The organism is Rhizobium acaciae (assembly GCF_025941625.1).
In the GTDB taxonomy this organism is placed as follows: Bacteria; Pseudomonadota; Alphaproteobacteria; order Rhizobiales; family Rhizobiaceae; genus Rhizobium; species Rhizobium acaciae.
Genome location: NZ_JAPCZO010000014.1, coordinates 183,349 through 199,755 on the forward strand (window position 1 = coordinate 183,349; position 16,407 = coordinate 199,755).

The following is a 16,407-nucleotide window of genomic DNA, read 5'->3' on the forward strand; positions in this document are numbered from 1 at the left end:
CACCTCATTAGGCGTCAACGATCATGAATGCTGAACGGTCATACCGGCGAGATCGCTGCCACCCGGCACAAATTTTGCGTTCCTCGTCTTTTACATTGACACTCTAGGCCAGCCTATATCTATTTGTATAGTCAAAAGCGGAACACAGAAATCCGCGCAGAGGAAATCGAAGTCGGGAACCAAAACTCCTCCGCCGGGGGAATAAAAACTGGAGAGATGATCATGAAGGCACATTCACTGCTGAAGGGTCTGGTCGGCGCTGCGCTCCTCATCGGAGCAGCCGTTTCCGCCCATGCAGCCGACACGCTGGCAGCCGTCAAGGCAGCCGGCACCCTCAAGGTTGGCACCGAAACCGCTTTCGCACCGTTCGACTATATCGATGCCGGTGAACACACCGGTTTGAACGTCGACCTTTTTGCCGAAATCGGCAAGGAACTCGGCGTCAAGATCGAGTGGGTGGCGCTTCCCTGGGATGGCGTCTTCCCGGCGCTTGAGGCCGGCAAGTTCGATGTCGTCGCAGGTCCTGCAACGATCACCAAGAAGCGCTTGGAGCGCTATCGCTTCACGCCGCCGATCGCCGAAGCGACGATTGCCATCCTGAAGAAGGCCGGCGACACGACGATCAGCAAGCCGGAAGATATTGCCGGCAAGACGATCGGTGTCGGCAAGGCAACTGCCCAGCTCGACCAGCTGAAGGAATTCTCCGAGACGCTGCCGGCCAAGGTCGATGTGCGCGAATATCCGGCCTTTACCGAATCCTACGCCGATCTCGCAGCCGGCCGCATTGCCGGCGTTGCCAATTCGCTGCCCAATATCGCCTTCGTCGCCAGCCAGCGAAAGGACACGTTCGAAGTCGTCCTGCCGCCATTCGGGAAGAAGTCCTATTTCGGCTTCATCGGCCTCAAGGATGCCGATCACGCGCCGCTGATGGACGCGATCGATGCCGCGATGCTCAAGATCAAGGCAGACGGGCGCATGGCTGAACTGCAGAAGAAGTGGTTCGGTGCATCTTTTGATACGCCGGATGCTGTCAAGGACCCGGCATTCTGATTGGCTGCCGGTGAAACGAACGCGCCCCGCCATCGGTCGGGGCGCAATCTGCCGTGGCATCAGAGTTCGCGGCCGCAGCGTCCAGGCAAACACCTCCCATGTCCATCAAGCTTTTCGAACTGCTTCTGCAAGCCGCGATCTACACGGTGACGATCAGCGTGGTTTCTATCCTGATCGGCTTTGCGATCGCCATCGTCGTTTCCGCCATGCTGCTTTCACGGCAACGGTTCTTCGCGTTGCAGGCGCGGATTTTTATCAGTTTCTTTCGTGGCGTGCCGCTGCTGGTGCAACTGCTGCTGATCTATAACCTGCTGCCGGCAATCGGCATCAACGTGCCGAGCATCGTTGCAGCCATCATTGGTCTTTCGCTGTGTACGGCAGCCTATCAGGCTGAAAATCTGCGCGGCGGTTTTTCCAGCGTTCCCTCGGGCCTTGTCGAGTCGGCTGAAATGGTCGGCATGACACCCGTTCAGATCTTCCGCCGTATCAAGGCGCCGATCGCCCTCCGCCTGACCTTTCCGGCGCTCATCAACGAAGCGATCCTTATCCTGAAGGCGTCTTCGCTGGTCTCGGTCGTCGGGGTCATCGAGTTGACGCGCATGGCCCAGGATCTTGCCGGCAGTACCTTCCTGCCGCTCGAAATTTTCGCTTCCGCCGGGCTGATCTATCTCGTCATCAATTGGATCGTTGCTCTTGCGGGCGGCCTAGTCGAACGCTCCCTGCCGGGAGTGCCGCGATGACCTTCGACATCAATGTGATCTTCAGCAACTTGCCGGATATCCTCAGCGGTGCATGGGTCACCATCGTCATCTGGATCATCACCACCCCGGCCGCTGCTGTGCTCGGCTTCCTTATCGCCGTCGCCAGACGTTTTGGCGGCGTCATGCTGGACAAGGCGTTCGGCATCGTCATCGCGGTGCTCCGCGGCACGCCCTTCCTGATTCAGATATTCCTCGTCTACTACGGCGGGCCATTCGTCGGATTGTCTCTCGATCCGATCCCGGCAGGCGTCATCGGCCTTTCCATCTATGGCGCGGCCTATTTCAGTGAGATCTTCCGCTCGGGCTTTGCCGCCGTCCCGAAGGGGCATATCGAGGCCGGGATATGCGTTGGCCTGACACAAGGGCAGATCATCCGACGCATATTATTGCCGGAGATGACCATGCTGGTGCTGCCGCCTTCGGTCAACATGACGGTCATCCTGATGAAGGAGACGGCCGTGCTGTCGATCATCACCGTGCCGGAATTGACGGCGACATTGAGCGCCATCGGCTCGCAGCAATATGCTTTCGTCGAGGCGCTCTTCGTGCTCGCCCTGTTCTACTGGGCCTTGGTCGAAATCACCGGTTGGCTCGGTCATCTCGCCGAAACGAAACTCACCAGATTCAGGTTTTTCAACATATGAGCGTTCCTGCGATCGCAGTCAAAAATCTCGTCAAGACCTTCGGCGGCTCCACCGTGCTGCACGGCATCGATCTCGATATCGTGCAGGGACAGGTTTCCTGCGTCATCGGCCCGTCGGGTTCCGGCAAGAGTACGCTGCTGCGCTGTATGGCCTTTCTCGAGGAATCGACCAAAGGGACGATTACCGTCAACGGCGAGGTGCTTGGCTTTGCGGGAAACGCCAAGGGCGTCCGTGAGCGGGTACCAGCTGCTGTGAACCGACAAATTCGATCGCAGATCGGCATGGTTTTTCAGCAGTTCAATCTCTGGCCGCATATGACGGCGCTCGGCAATGTCAGCGAAGCGCTGAAGACCGTTCACAAGATGAGCCGTAGGGATGCTGAAGAGCGGGCAATGGCCCAGCTCGTCAAGGTCGGCCTCGAAGGCCGGGCAGGGCATTATCCGTCGCAGCTCTCGGGAGGGCAGCAGCAGCGCGTTGCCATCGCCCGGGCGCTTGCCCTCAACCCGAAGATCATGCTCTTTGACGAGCCGACCTCGTCACTCGATCCCGAGCTGACCGGCGAAGTGCTGAACGTCATGCGCGATCTCGCCACCGAGGGCATGACGATGGTCGTCGTCTCCCACGAGATCGGATTTGCAGCAACGGTCGGCCAGCAGATCGTCTTTCTCGATCACGGCAAGGTGCTGTTCACCGGCCCGCCGCAAGACGTCTTCAAACGACCGAGAAACCCCCGGCTCGAGCAATTCCTGGATACCTACATCGATCGCGGAGCCTCGATGCTGCTGTGACGTTCATGTCCTTCCCGATCGTCGGGCAGACCTCCAAGGCCGGTGTCGGCTTCAGGCAATTTCGTCTTCGAATATTTTCACGGGCCGGTCCCACTGGATGAGCACGACACAGCCGTTCTCGCTCCAGACCGAATGTTCGCTGCCCGGCGCATTGACGATATAACTGCCGCTGATGTAATCGCCCGTCTCGTCGGATTGAACGCCATCGAGCACCAGGATGGTTTCGAGCCCCTCATGGCGATGGCGGGGAACCGAGGCGCCGGGCTCATATTTCAACAGCGCCACGCCCGGCTGGTCGCCCTCGAAGGGGCGGATCCAGTGAATGGTGACAGCATCGCGGAATGGGCCGAATTCCAGCTCCTTCCAGCCGCCTGACGTCAAGCGTTCGCGGGTCGTTTCAGGCATGGGCAATGCTTTCCAGAATGTCGTCGACATGGGCGGTCCAGCCGACGATCGCGCCCTGGGCGCGGATCATGGCGATGGCGGCAGATTTGAATTCGGGGAAATAGCTTTCCGTCGCCTCCTCGGCGAGCAGGCATTCATAGCCGCGGTCGTTTGCTTCGCGCATCGTCGTCTGCACACAGACTTCGGTGGTGACACCGGCAAAGACGAGCTGACGAATGCCCTTCTGCTGCAGCACGGCGCCGAGGTCGGTCGCGTAGAAGGCGCCCTTGCCGGGTTTTTCGATGACGACTTCGCCCTTCACCGGAGCGAGTTCCGGAAGAATTGCCGTGCCGGGTTCGCCGGAGATCAGGATGCGGCCCATCGGGCCTTCGTCGCCGATCCTGAGCGCAGGATTGCCGCGATCGCGTTTGGCCGGCGGCAGGTCGGAGAGATCAGGCCGGTGGCACTCCATCGTATGGATCACAGGCAGGCCGGCATTGCGGAAGCCCTGGATGAGGCGCTTGACGTCAGGCACGATCCTGGTGATGCGGCTGACATCATTGCCGAGGCTGGCGCCGAAGCCGCCGGGCTCGGCGAAATCGCGCTGCATGTCGATGACGATGAGCGCGAGCTCATCGTGCTTCACCGGAAAGGCGAAAGGCTCTGCCTTGATCCCCATCATTAGTGATGTCCCGCCATGTGGGCGCCGATCACGCCGATATCGGCCGAGCGCGCCGGTGTCTCGTAAACCAGCTTGCCTTCTGAAATGACCATGATGCGGTCGGACATCTCGAGCAGTTCGTCGAGGTCTTCGGAGAGCAGCAGCACCGCGGCACCTAAATTGCGGGCCTTCATGATCCGGGCGCGGATTTCGGCAACCGCCGAGAAATCGAGGCCGAAACAGGGGTTCGAGACGATCAGCAGATCGACCTCGCCGGTCAGTTCACGGGCCAGTACGGCACGCTGCACGTTGCCGCCCGAGAGCGCTGCGATCGGCGAGGAGGAAGAGGCCGTCTTGACCTTGAAGTCGGAGATCAGCGCCGAGGCACGCTTCTTCATACTGCTCTTGTTCAGCCAGATCGCGTCCTTGCCGTCCAGCTTCAAGTCGAAGGTGCGGAACGCAAGGTTCTCGCTCACGGTCATCTTGGGCGCACAGGCATTCTGCAACGGCTCTTCAGGGATGAAACGCACCCTGTTCTTGCGGGTCTCGTCACGGGTGGCGCCGTAAGTCTCTCCATTGACCATGACCTCGCCGCTATCGGTCGGGCGTTGGCCGGCCAGAATTTCCGTCAGCTCCTTCTGGCCGTTACCCGATATGCCGGCGATGCCGACGATCTCGCCGGAGCGGACCGTCAGCGCGTCGATCTCGATCGTCTTCAGGCCGGAGCGATCCGGAGCTTTCACCTGGCTTACAGTGAGCACGGATTTGGCCGCTTCCGCCACCGGCAGACGGCTGTCGAGCTCGGCGAGCTTGACGTCACCGATCATCATCGCCGCCATCTCGGCGGTGGAGAGCTCATCGACCTTGCCGGTACCGACCAGCTTGCCGCGCCGCAGGATCGAGACGGCATCAGCGAACTTCGTCACCTCGTGGAACTTGTGGGAGATCATCAGCACGGTGAGCTCGCCGCGCTCGGTCATCCCGCGGACGATGCCGAGCATCTCATCGGCTTCGGCCGGCGTCAGCACCGAGGTCGGCTCGTCGAGCACGAGGAAGGAGCGACCGAGATAGAGCTGCTTGACGATTTCGAGTTTCTGTTTTTCGCCGGCCGCGAGTTCGCTGACCGGCCTGTCGAGCGGGATCTTGAACGGCATGCGTTCCATGAAACCCGCCAGATCTTTGCGTTCCCTGGCCCAGTTGATCACCGCGGGTACTTCGGTACGGCTGATGACCAGGTTTTCCGCGCCGGTCAGAGAGGGAACCAGTGTGAAATGCTGGTAGACCATGCCGAGCCCATAGGCCGCGGCATCCTTGGGTGAGGCCACCGCCACCTCGCGGCCGTCGACCGACAACGAGCCTGACGTTGCGTGATAGAAGCCCATGATGCATTTGACGAGTGTCGACTTGCCGGCGCCGTTTTCGCCGAGAAGCGCGTGAAAAGACCCGGCCGGAACGGCGATCGAGACGTTGTCGAGCGCGGTGAAGCTGCCGAAACGCATGGTCATATCGAGCGTCTCGATGCCGACGGCCTTGCCGGCTTGCGGAAGGGGCGTGTCGCGGACTGTGCTCACTTCATTGCTCCTTTTCGACGATGATGGCGACGGGACCGCCGCCGGGCGGACCCTGGTGTTCGGCGCCGCCGGACACATAGAGATCGGTAATGCCGAAGATGCCGGCGAGAACGCCGCCGACGAAGGCACGGGCATGGCGGGTGCCTGCAATATCCGAGTCATCGAGCATCGTGTGGCGCCTGCCGCCGATCCTGCCGGACGGGTCCGGCTCGGCCTTGGCGAGAACCGCCGCCAGCCGGCTGTTTTCTGGCAGGCGTTCGCGGGCTTTCCTGACGGAATGCGCGTCGATCGCATCCCGCATGACCGCGTGGTCGATCGACAGCGGACCGGACCATTTTGCGCTCATGCCGAGGACGATGATTTCGTGATCGGTGAGTTCGACCCCTGACGAGGATGAGGCGCAGCGGGAAAAGAGATCGAAACGTGTGCAGATGTCGGCATCGTTGATCGATGTCGCATCTATCTCGCCGAGTGCCACGGCGACGCCGAGAGCCGAAGCGCCGCGCGAGAGGCCCATAGATTTCAGCGTGTCGTGGGTTGCGACCGTCCTGCCTGCTGCCTCGGCCTCGGCAATCCGGCGCGAGGTGAGCAGCGGACACTTGATCTGCACGAAATGGGCATCGGCGGGATCATCGATGCCGGCATCCCTCATCGCGGACTTCACGCCTTCGGCAACGAGCAGGATCTGTTCCCGGCGCCCAAGATGTTCGGGGGGCAGCGCGGGGGTACGCGACACACCAATGGCCAGCGCCCGTTCGCCCGGGGTTTCTACGGTTTCACGCGCAAAAACCGTCCAATGCGGCGAGAGCGCACCCTCGGTGCCGCCGGACATGATGATCGAGACGCCGTCGACGCCATATCTACTGAACAATGTCTCGAAGCTGCGGGTGGCATAACCGCGGGTAAAATCATTGACGCAGCCGTTGCCTTCCGTCTTGCCGAGAACGGCGACGACGTTGTTCGCCTGAAGGCCGCTGGCAAAGAGCGCCTCGACGCCGGCAACGTCATCGGGGCCGTCGGCTGACACGCGAAAGACATGGGCACGCAATGACGGCATCAGGGTAGCGCCTCGACTAGAGCCGCGGAATTGGAGACCGAGCCGAAGACGCCGCCCTGCATCTTCACCATCTTGATGGCGGCGAGGTGGTTTCCATAGTCGGTCGCACCACAGCAGTCCTCCAGAAGCAGGCATTCGTAGCCGCGGTCGTTCGCCTCGCGCATCGTCGTCGAGACGCAGACATCGGTGGTGATGCCTGTAAGGATAATGTTTTCGATGCGCTTCTGGCTGAGGATGAGTTCGAGGTCGGTAGCGCAGAACGAACCCTTGCCGGGCTTGTCGATGATCGTCTCGCCTTCGATCGGGTAGAGTTCGGGGATGATGTCCCAGCCGGGTTCGCCACGCGTCAGGATACGGCCGCAGGGGCCGGGATCGCCGATGCCGGCGCCGATGCGCTGCGAGCGCCAGCGTTTGTTGGCCGGCAGGTCGGCGAGGTCGGGGCGATGGCCTTCGCGGGTATGGATGATGTGGTAGCCCTTGGCCCGCATGGCGGCCAGCACGCGTTTGATCGGTTCGATCGGCGCCTGCACCAGCGACAGGTCGTAGCCCATATGGTCGACATAACCGCCCTTGCCGCAGAAATCGGTCTGCATGTCGATGATGATGAGGGTGGTGTTATCAGGCCGCAGAGCCCCGTTATAGGGCCACGGATACGGATCGGCGTCGATAAAGTGCCCTTCGGTTTCGACCATCGCGTCCATCATTCTCTCTCCTATTCCGCAGCAGGTTTGAGGGGTTCGCCGTAACGGCGCGTCGGCTTGTCAAATCCGCAGGACGTGCCATCCTTGACCTTTATCTCGTCTTCCCATGGCAGGCGGTATTTGCCGGCAACAAGATCGTGCATGTAGGTGTAGGGCGCATCCTGCGCGCCGTCGGCGACGGCGACATAGCCGCGATGGCAGAACTGGTAGATGTTGTTCTCCACGCCCCAGCCGAGCCGGGCCTCGCGCACCAGGTCAGGACGCACCTCGGCGGTGATGATCTCGTTGGGCCGGCCGGAGGTGCCGTGGGCGATGATCGTGCCGTCGAAATTGCAGATCATGCCTTCGCCCATCGAATCGAACGTGCCGTCCGAGCCGCACATGCAGACATTGGCGGTAACCATCAGGTTGCAGAAGGCGTTGGCCTGATTGGTGAAGCGCCAAGCGTCGCGGATCGGCGCCGTGTAGCCGGCCGTGCGGATCATGATTTCGGCGCCCTTATAGGCGCATTCGCGCGCCATCTCCGGGAACATGCCGTCATGGCAGATGATCAGCGCGAGCTTGGCGCCTCGGGGGCCTTCGATAACAGGGATGCCAAGATCGCCGGGCTCCCAGGGCTCGACGGGGATCCAGGGATGCATCTTGCGATAATAGAGCTTCAGCTCGCCCTGGTCGTCGATGACGATGCCGGAATTATAGGGCATGCCGCCGGGATTGAGCTCCATGATCGAGAAGCAGCCCCAGATCCGGTTGTCTCTGCAGGCCTGCTTGAAAGCCGCGACCTCCGGCCCGTCGAGCGTGCACATGATCTCCGGATTGATGTCCATGGAGAGGCCGTGCAGCGCGTATTCGGGAAAGACGACGAGGTCCATGCCCGGCTGGTTGCGCCGCGCCTTGGCCACCAGATCGACGATCACCTGCGTCTGTTTTGCCAAGTCAGCTTTGCTGACGGTCACCGGCAGCTGGAGCTGAACGAGGCCGATGCCGACGCCGTGTTCGGATTTGTTGAGACCACCAAGTCCGTTCATCGGAAAGCTCCGTTATTTCGTGAGCGACAGCGCGCCCGGCGCACCGGCGAGCGAGCGGGTGGGCGAGGAGGTGGCGATCAGGATGACGAGGGTGAGCACGTAAGGCGCGGCGTAAAAAAGGTAGTAGCCTTGTGTGACGCCGACCGATTGCAGCGCCGGGCCGAGCGCGCCGGCGCCGCCGAAAAGCAGGGCAGCGAGGAAGCAGCCGATCGGGTTCCAGCGGGCGAAGATGACGAGGGCCACGGCCATCAGGCCCTGGCCCGACGAGATGCCTTCGTTCCATGAGCCCGGGTAATAGAGCGAGAGATAGGCGCCGCCGATTGCCGCCAGCGAACCGCCCACTGCCGTCGCCAGCAAGCGAACCCGGTCCGGGTTGATGCCCATGGCCCGGGCCGCGTCGGTGCTGTCGCCGACGACGCGCAGGATCAGGCCGATGCGGGTGTTCTTGAAGGCCCAGAACAGGAAGAGGGCAAGGGCCGCGCCGATGAAGAACAGCACGTTGATATTGAGCGCCGCCTGGATCTGCGGAGTGCTCGACCAGCCGCCGAGCGCGATCGAGGGCAGTTTCGGCGCCACCGGCTGAATGAAGGATTTGCCGAGGAAGAACGCCATGCCGAGACCGAACTGCATCATGGCGATGCCGATGGCAATGTCGTTGACTTTCGGAAATTTGCAGATCCAGCCGTGGATGAGGCCGAAGATCGCGCCTGCAACCATTGCGGCCAGCACGCCGAGGGTCGGCGAGCCGGTCATGACAGCCACCGCATAGGCCGTCATGGCGCCGAAAACGAGCGTGCCTTCCAGGCCGAGATTGATGCGGCCGGAACGTTCGGTGATCGTCTCGCCGAGGCTGACGAAGATGAAGGGGGTGGAAACGCGGATGGCGCCTGCGAAGATCGCCAGCGGCACGCCCCAGATGCCGATGCCTGTCTCTTCCATCAGAGGCTCCTTTTCCAGAGGTCGGGATTGAAGATCTTGAAGCGGCCGTAGAAGGTCTCGCAGAACAGAATGACGATGAAGAGCGTGCCCTGCAGCACCAGAACCGTCGCATCCGGCAGGCCCATGCGCCGCTGGATGAGGCCGCCCGAGGCGTCGATGCCGCCGAGCAGGATCGCCACCGGGATGATCGCCAGCGGATTGTGCCTGGCAAGGAAGGCGACGAGGATGCCGGTATAACCGTAGCCGGCGGCAAGCGAGGCATTGGCACTTCCCTGTACCGCCGCCACTTCGATCATGCCCGCCAGACCGGCAAAGCTGCCGGCAAGCGCGGTAAATCCGGCGATCAGCTTGCCGACCGGCAGCCCCTGGATCTGCGCGGCGCGCACGTTGCCGCCGGCGATGCGGGCGGCAAAACCATAGCTCGTCGCCTCGATGACGATCCAGGAGACCACACAGGCGAGGATGCCGATGACCAGGCCCCAATGCACGTCCATGCCTGGAATATTGCCGAGCATATATTCCGCCGGCAGCGGCTTGGTCGACGGCTTGTTGAGGCTGGCCGGGTCGCGCAACAGCCCTTCGACGAACTGGTTCATCAGGGCAATGGCGATATAGGAGAGCAGCAGCGACGAGATGGTTTCGTTAACGCCGCGATAGTGGCGCAGGAAACCGGCAAGGCCGATCCAGATGCCGCCGACCACCATGGCAGCGATCGCCATCAGAATGAGGGTGAGGAAGACAGGCGCGGTGCCGGCGAGCGGCAAAGCCATGGCTGCGGCGGCAACGCCGCCCAGCACGACCGCTCCTTCCCCCCCGATGATGACGAGGCCGAGACGGGCGGGCAGGGCGACGCAGAGTGCCGTCAGGAGAAGGGGTGCGGCACGACTTAAGCTGTTCTGCACCGAAAACCAGCTGCCGAAGCCACCGGTGTACATCAGTTGGAAGAGGGTGACCGGCGACTTGCCGACCGCCAGGATGAAGAGGGAGAAGAGCGCAAGACCGATCAGGATGGCCGCGAGGCCGATCGCAACAGGCTCGGCCCGCCGCGCGATCCATTCGAGGACGGGGCGCAGGGAAGCCGGTTTTTCCGCGATGGCTATGGCGGGATCATTGGCCTCGATGGTCATGGCGCTTCTCCCTTCGCGGTTTACGCCGTGGACCCGACGACGCCCTCGACCAGATAATTCATGCTTTCGAGCTCGATCGCGTCTTCGGCGTAGCTCTTGTCGGCGGTGACGACGGTGTCGCCCTTGTTGTCCTTCAACGGTCCCTTGAAGACCGAGAAGCCGCCCTTCATCATGTCGGCCTGCGTGGCTTCAAAGGCCTTGCGGCCCTCGGCGGACACACCGGGGCCGAGTGCACTCATCTTCACGAAGCCGTCCTTCAGGCCGCCGCGCACGAAGTTGCCGAGCTTTTCGCCGGCCTGCGCCTTCTTGACGAAGTCGCTATAGACGTTGCCCCAGGCCCATTCGGCGCCGGTGAGGTATTTTTCGGGAGCAAGCGGGCTCTGGTTGGCGTGATAGCCGCAGACGAAGGCGCCGCGGCCGGCAGCCGTCTCAACGACCACTTTGGGGCTGTCGACGTGGCAGGTGATGACGTCGGCGCCCTGGTCGACCAGCGCATTGGTGGCTTCGGCCTCCTTGACGGCGAGCGACCATTCGCCGGTGAAGATCACCTGGCAGGTGATAGAGGGATCGACGCTGCGGGCGCCGAGCAGGAAGGCGTTGACATTCTGCAGAACCTGCGGGATCGGCTTGGCGGCGACGAAGCCGATCTTCTTGCTCTTCGTCGCATAACCAGCAGTGATGCCGTTGAGATACTGGCCCTGGTTGATGTAGCCGAAGTAGGAGCCCGTGTTGGCCGGGTTCTTGCCTTCCTGCCAGAGGCCGCCGCAGTGGCGGAACTGGATGTCGGGATGTTTGGCGGCCACGGCCAGCATGTGTGGGTCGAAGTAGCCGAAGGAGGTCGGAAAGAGCAGGGTCGCGCCATCGAGGTTGATCATGGATTCCATCGTCTTCTGGACGTCGACGGTCTCCGGCACGTTTTCTTCCTCGACGACGGTGATGCCAGGCAGCGCCTTGATGATGGCGGCACCTTCGGCATGCGCCTGGTTGTAACCATAGTCGTCCTTGGGGCCGACATAGATGAAGCCGACGGTCAGCGCGGCTTGGGCTGCGGCGGAGGAGGCGATCAGGCCCGGCATGGCGCCGGCAAGCGCACCGGCAGCGGAAGCCTGGAGGAAATTGCGGCGGTTCATGGAAAGGAGTTTGGTCATCGGAATGCTCCTTGCGGCGCTGGGCCGGTTGTGAACGGGTACAGAAAAGTGCATGCAATGCATGTGCCAGAAATTAATCTATTGTTTTTTATAGTTTATTCGTTACCGCAAGACTTGCACGTTGCAAAGTGCATACAGATTGATCGAATTCTTGCGTAAAAAGTAATCAATAGATATTTCTTGTTCATTGTGACTGCGCAGTTGGCACAAAGTCGAGTTACCCGAGGTATTTCGGGCATCAGAAAGCGAAAATTTAACAATATCTTCGCCGCCCGATTTGACTTATCGAGTCTCGAACTGCATCTGTATGCAGAGTGTTGACGTGAGCAGATTCGTATCGTGAAGCAGACCAGGCGCAGAGAAGTGATCCGTACCGGAACCACCGTCGAACAGATGGTGCGGGCGATTGCCGACATGATCGTTACGGGTGAACTCCTGCCGGGCGCGAAGCTGGACGAGGTGTCGCTTGCGGCTCGTTTCGACGTTTCGCGCACGCCGGTACGCGAGGCTCTGCGTGAGCTGGGTGCCATGGGATTGATTGCGCGCGAGCCGAACCGCAGTGCCGTCGTGACCAATGTCACTGAGGCCTATCTGCATTCGATGTTCGAGGCGATGGCGGAGCTCGAAGCGATCTGCGCCAGGCTCTCGGCCGAGCGTATGACGGTCGATGAGCGGCGCGCGCTGGAGTTGGAGCATCGGGGATCGGTGAGACTCGTGCATGCCGGCGCAGAAGAAGAATATTCGGCGCACAATACCGAATTCCATACCCGGCTTTATCGCGGCGCGCATAATGATCATGTCTTCGAGATGGTGACGCAGACACGGGCGCGGCTTGCGCCTTTTCGGCGGGCGCAGTTCCGCCTGCCCGGGCGTCTGGCAAAATCCTATGAGGAGCACGGCCGGATCGTCACCGCGATCATGCGCGCGGACGCAGCCGCCGCGGGGCAGGCGGCATATTCCCATGTGGAAATTGTCAGCGATGCCAGCGCGGTATTTGCAACGCCCGGGGAGTAAAGAGGGCGCGACGCCTGAAATCAGGCGCCGCTGCGAAGGCGAAAAAACCACGGCCGGCAAACGCCGAGGTTATGTCCCGGTCTCTACTCCGCCGCTTCGATGAAGCGGTGACGTTCGTAGAGGAACTTCAACACGGCTTCGCGGCATCTGAGATATGTCCGATCGGAGGCGAGTTCGATGCGATGGCGAGGACGGGACATGGTCACGTCGAGCACTTCGCCGATGCGGGCAGCCGGGCCGTTGGTCATCATGACGATGCGATCGGACAGCAGCACCGCTTCATCGACATCGTGGGTGATCATGACCATCGTGTTGCCAAGCCGGGCGTGGATATCCATCACCGCATCCTGAAGATGGGCGCGGGTCAATGCATCGAGTGCGCCGAAGGGCTCGTCGAGTAACAGGATCTTCGGCTCCATTGACAGCGCACGGGCAATGCCGACGCGCTGTTTCATGCCGCCTGAAATTTCCGAAGGCCGCTTATCCCTCGCATGCGCCATCTGCACGAGGTCGAGGTTGGCCATCACCCACTCATGCCGCTCGGCCTTGGTCTTCGTTCGGTTGAAGAGTTTGGAGACGGCGAGATTGACGTTCTCATAGACCGTCAGCCAGGGCAGCAGCGAGTGGTTCTGGAAGACGACGGCGCGCTCCGGGCCGGGTCCGTTGACCTCACGGTTTTCAAGCAGCACGGCGCCGGCGGATACCGGGGTCAGGCCGGCGATGAGGTTGAGCAGGGTGGACTTGCCGCAGCCCGAATGGCCGATGATCGAGACGAATTCGCCCGCGGAAATCGTCAGGTTGATGTCCTTCAGGACCTCGGCGCGCACGCCGCCCCGATCGAAATGTTTGTCGATATGATCAAGCTTCAGATAGGCGTTCATAAGTGCGTTCCTCAGTTGGCCATAGCGCCGCGGGTCACGAGTTTGCCAAGTGCTGCCACCAGCTTGTCGAGGGCGAAGCCGACGATGCCGATATAGGCGAGCGCGACGATGATGTCTGGAAGGCGCGACGAGTTCCATGCGTCCCAGATGAAGAAGCCGATACCGACGCCGCCCGTCAGCATTTCGGCCGCGACGATGGCGAGCCAGGAGAGGCCAACGCCGATCCTGAGGCCTGTGAAGATGTAAGGAGCTGCCGAAGGCAGCATGATCTTCCAGAAAAACTCGAACTGGTTGAGGCGCAGCACCTCCGCGACGTTGCGGTAATCCTGCGGGATATTGCGGACGCCGACGGCGGTGTTGATGATGACAGGCCAGATCGACGTGATGAAGATCACGAAGATCGCCGAGGGGTTGGAATCCTGGAAGGCCGCAAGCGACAGCGGCAGCCAGGCGAGCGGCGGAACCGTGCGCAGTACCTGGAAGATCGGATCGAGGCCACGCATCGCCCAGACCGACTGACCGATGATCGCACCGATGATGACGCCTGTGACCGCGGCAAGCCCAAAGCCATAGAGAACGCGCTGCAGCGAAATGAGCACGCGCCAGCCGAGCCCGATATCCTGGGAGCCATAGTTGAAAAACGGATAGGCGATCAGGTCATAACTATCCTGCCAGACCCGATGCGGCGAGGGCAAAGACGCATCCGCCGACGAACAGAGCACCTGCCAGACGAGCAGGATGAGTGCCAGCACGACGACCGGCGGAACGACATTACGAAGGGCGGTCAGTGCCGCTCGACGAAAATCGATCCGCGATCCGTGTTTGCCGGAAAATGGCAGAACCTTTGCCGCCGGCGTGGCAGAGGCGGCCATGGAGGGATTTTCTTTATTTGCCAGGGCGGACATCAACGTGCTCCTCACGTGAATGAAAGGCCGGCGCGCCGTCGCGCGCCGGAGCGGGTCACGAGACAGCCTTGATCGAAAGGCTGTCGAGATAGGCGGAGGGATTTTCAGGGTCGAAGACCTTGCCGTCGAAGAAAGTCTCCTTGCCGCGCGAAGACGATGCGGGAATATCGGCCGCCGCGACGCCGAGATCCTTGGCGGCCTCGCGCCAGATGTCTTCGCGATTCACCTGGTTGACCAGCGCCTTGATGTCCGTACTCGCCGGCAGATACCCCCAGCGGATGTTTTCCGTCATGAACCAGCTATCGTGGCTCTTGAACGGGTAGGAGGCGCCGTGTTTCCAGAACTTCATATAGAGGTCGGTGGCCTTGACATCGCGGCCGTTGCCATAATTGATGTCGCCCTTGAGGCGGCCGAGCACGTCCTTCGTCGGAACGTTGAACCATTGGCGCTTGCCGAGAATCTCAGCCATCTCCGCCTTATTGTCCATGCTTTCGCACCACTGCTGGGCCTCCATGACGGCCATCAGCAGGGCCTTGGCAGCATTGGGATTCTTTTCGATCCAGTCGGCGCGCAGTCCGAGCGCCTTTTCGGGATGACCCTTCCAGAGCTCGCCGGTGGTGGCTGCGGTAAAGCCGATGCCCTGGTTGACGAGCTGCTCGTTCCACGGTTCGCCCACACAGAACACGTCCATGTTGCCGACCTTCATGTTGGCAACCATCTGCGGCGGCGGAACGACGATGGTCGAAACGTCCTTGTTCGGATCGATGCCGCCGGCGGCGAGCCAGTAGCGGATCCAGAGGTCGTGGGTGCCGCCCGGGAAGGTCATGGCGGCCTTGATCTCCTTGCCCTCCGCCTTCTTTTTCTCGAATGCGGCCTTCAGCTTGGAGGAATCGAGCTGCACGCCGGTATCGGCATATTCCTTGGCGACGGAAATACCCTGGCTGTCTAGGTTGAGCCGGGCGAGGATAGCCATCGGCACCGGTTTATTGTTCTGCGTCACCTTGCCGGTATGCATGAGATAGGGGAGCGGCGACAGGATATGGGCACCGTCGATGCCGTTAGCTGCGCCGCCCAGCACCAGATTGTCGCGGGTCGCACCCCAGGATGCCTGTTTGGCCACATCCGTTTCCGGCAGACCATATTTGTCGAAAAAGCCCTTTTCCTTGGCAACGATCAGCGGTGCGGAATCGGTGAGCGCGATAAAGCCGAGCTTGGCGCCTTTCACCTCAGGGCCTGCTCCGGCTGCGAAGGCGCCGGACGGAAAGGCAGCCTTGACGGCACCGATGAGGGCAGCCGCTGCGGTCGTCTTGAGCATGCTGCGGCGGGTAATGCCGATTGTCGAAATCCCAGTCTGCAAATTCTTTGTCATGCGCAGGTTCCCTCTGCTCGCTGAATTTGGACACAAAAAAACGCCGCCGGAAATTGCGTCCAGGGGATGGGAGAATCCCGGAGCAAAGACCTTGCGACGTCGGTGTCTATTGTAGGCGCTTATGCCGCGCCTATCTGCGCCGGTCGCCATTGACCGATGCTTCTCAGAACCTGCAAGCATCGTGCCAAATTCGATAGGCGTTGATAACGGCATGAAGCAAAAGGAGAAATGCGAAGAATTGATGGGTGCCTATTTCTTAGGCTTTACTATTTTCTGCTTCTGTTTTGTGCGATTGCTAACGGAATCGCAGTCGCGGGAGCGCTCTATTTGTGCAGTGCACGCAATATGGAAGTCGCGATCGCGCAGACCGCAGACGGAT

At 61.2% G+C, this 16,407-nt stretch carries 17 protein-coding genes; 5 read left to right on the forward strand and 12 right to left on the reverse strand.

Annotation, left to right across the window (positions count from 1 at the left end):
* The first annotated feature begins 222 nt into the window (after positions 1–222).
* The 4 genes from OLZ32_RS22775 to OLZ32_RS22790 all read left to right on the forward strand — a co-directional run bounded on the left by OLZ32_RS22775 (position 223) and on the right by OLZ32_RS22790 (position 3,243).
* Entirely contained in the window at positions 223–1,050 is an 828-nt protein-coding gene (locus OLZ32_RS22775; protein WP_264422762.1) for a transporter substrate-binding domain-containing protein, read from the forward strand.
* A gap of 98 nt (positions 1,051–1,148) precedes the next feature.
* Positions 1,149–1,790: an amino acid ABC transporter permease gene (locus tag OLZ32_RS22780; RefSeq protein ID WP_264422764.1), complete on the forward strand. Its 642-nt coding sequence runs from the start codon at positions 1,149–1,151 to the stop codon at positions 1,788–1,790.
* Positions 1,787–2,455, forward strand: a complete 669-nt coding sequence (locus OLZ32_RS22785; protein WP_264422765.1) for an amino acid ABC transporter permease — start codon at positions 1,787–1,789, stop codon at positions 2,453–2,455. Before OLZ32_RS22780 ends, OLZ32_RS22785 begins: the two co-directional genes overlap by 4 nt.
* A complete protein-coding gene (locus tag OLZ32_RS22790) occupies positions 2,452–3,243 on the forward strand; it encodes an amino acid ABC transporter ATP-binding protein (RefSeq protein WP_264422766.1) in 792 nt (263 codons plus the stop codon). Before OLZ32_RS22785 ends, OLZ32_RS22790 begins: the two co-directional genes overlap by 4 nt.
* A 51-nt stretch (positions 3,244–3,294) precedes the next feature.
* On the opposite strand, the gene OLZ32_RS22795 is transcribed toward OLZ32_RS22790, so the two are convergent.
* From OLZ32_RS22795 to OLZ32_RS22835, 9 genes are read right to left on the reverse strand one after another with little or no spacing between them, the layout of a single operon-like run.
* Entirely contained in the window at positions 3,295–3,648 is a 354-nt protein-coding gene (locus OLZ32_RS22795; RefSeq protein WP_264422769.1) for a cupin domain-containing protein, read from the reverse strand.
* Entirely contained in the window at positions 3,641–4,309 is a 669-nt protein-coding gene (locus OLZ32_RS22800; RefSeq protein WP_264422771.1) for a cysteine hydrolase family protein, read from the reverse strand. The genes OLZ32_RS22795 and OLZ32_RS22800 overlap by 8 nt, the downstream gene beginning before the upstream one ends.
* Positions 4,309–5,859 (reverse strand): ABC transporter ATP-binding protein, encoded by a 1,551-nt coding sequence (locus tag OLZ32_RS22805; protein WP_264422773.1) that lies wholly within the window; start codon positions 5,857–5,859, stop codon positions 4,309–4,311. Before OLZ32_RS22805 ends, OLZ32_RS22800 begins: the two co-directional genes overlap by 1 nt.
* A gap of 1 nt (position 5,860) precedes the next feature.
* Positions 5,861–6,916 (reverse strand): cyanuric acid amidohydrolase, encoded by a 1,056-nt coding sequence (gene atzD / locus OLZ32_RS22810; protein WP_264422775.1) that lies wholly within the window; start codon positions 6,914–6,916, stop codon positions 5,861–5,863.
* The gene (biuH, locus tag OLZ32_RS22815) at positions 6,916–7,617 is read right to left on the reverse strand and encodes a biuret amidohydrolase (protein WP_264422853.1); all 702 of its coding nucleotides are present in this window, start codon (positions 7,615–7,617) and stop codon (positions 6,916–6,918) included. The genes atzD and biuH overlap by 1 nt, the downstream gene beginning before the upstream one ends.
* Before the next feature lie 11 nt (positions 7,618–7,628).
* Positions 7,629–8,645, reverse strand: coding sequence for a formamidase (locus OLZ32_RS22820; protein ID WP_264422776.1), 1,017 nt, complete (start codon positions 8,643–8,645; stop codon positions 7,629–7,631).
* A gap of 12 nt (positions 8,646–8,657) precedes the next feature.
* Positions 8,658–9,584 carry an ABC transporter permease gene (locus OLZ32_RS22825; RefSeq protein WP_011654377.1) on the reverse strand — a complete coding sequence of 309 codons (927 nt, stop codon included), beginning with the start codon at positions 9,582–9,584 and terminating at the stop codon, positions 8,658–8,660.
* Positions 9,584–10,711 carry an ABC transporter permease gene (locus tag OLZ32_RS22830; protein ID WP_003538546.1) on the reverse strand — a complete coding sequence of 376 codons (1,128 nt, stop codon included), beginning with the start codon at positions 10,709–10,711 and terminating at the stop codon, positions 9,584–9,586. The genes OLZ32_RS22825 and OLZ32_RS22830 overlap by 1 nt, the downstream gene beginning before the upstream one ends.
* 20 nt (positions 10,712–10,731) lie before the next feature.
* Positions 10,732–11,859 (reverse strand): BMP family ABC transporter substrate-binding protein, encoded by a 1,128-nt coding sequence (locus tag OLZ32_RS22835; RefSeq protein WP_003538548.1) that lies wholly within the window; start codon positions 11,857–11,859, stop codon positions 10,732–10,734.
* Between the two features lie 339 nt (positions 11,860–12,198).
* Here OLZ32_RS22835 and OLZ32_RS22840 point away from each other — a divergent pair, with 339 nt between their 5' ends.
* Complete coding sequence (locus tag OLZ32_RS22840; RefSeq protein ID WP_032987207.1) at positions 12,199–12,873, forward strand: GntR family transcriptional regulator; 675 nt, start codon at positions 12,199–12,201, stop codon at positions 12,871–12,873.
* A gap of 83 nt (positions 12,874–12,956) precedes the next feature.
* Here OLZ32_RS22840 and OLZ32_RS22845 read toward each other — a convergent pair whose 3' ends face one another.
* Genes OLZ32_RS22845 through OLZ32_RS22855 form a run of 3 tightly spaced genes read right to left on the reverse strand, consistent with a single transcriptional unit; the run spans position 12,957 to position 16,028 of the window.
* A complete protein-coding gene (locus tag OLZ32_RS22845) occupies positions 12,957–13,754 on the reverse strand; it encodes an ABC transporter ATP-binding protein (protein WP_264422778.1) in 798 nt (265 codons plus the stop codon).
* An 11-nt stretch (positions 13,755–13,765) separates the two neighbouring features.
* Entirely contained in the window at positions 13,766–14,659 is an 894-nt protein-coding gene (gene ntrB, locus OLZ32_RS22850) for a nitrate ABC transporter permease (protein ID WP_003538553.1), read from the reverse strand.
* A gap of 55 nt (positions 14,660–14,714) precedes the next feature.
* On the reverse strand, positions 14,715–16,028 hold the full coding sequence (locus OLZ32_RS22855; RefSeq protein WP_264398129.1) for a CmpA/NrtA family ABC transporter substrate-binding protein: 1,314 nt from the start codon (positions 16,026–16,028) through the stop codon (positions 14,715–14,717).
* Positions 16,029–16,407: the final 379 nt, after the last annotated feature.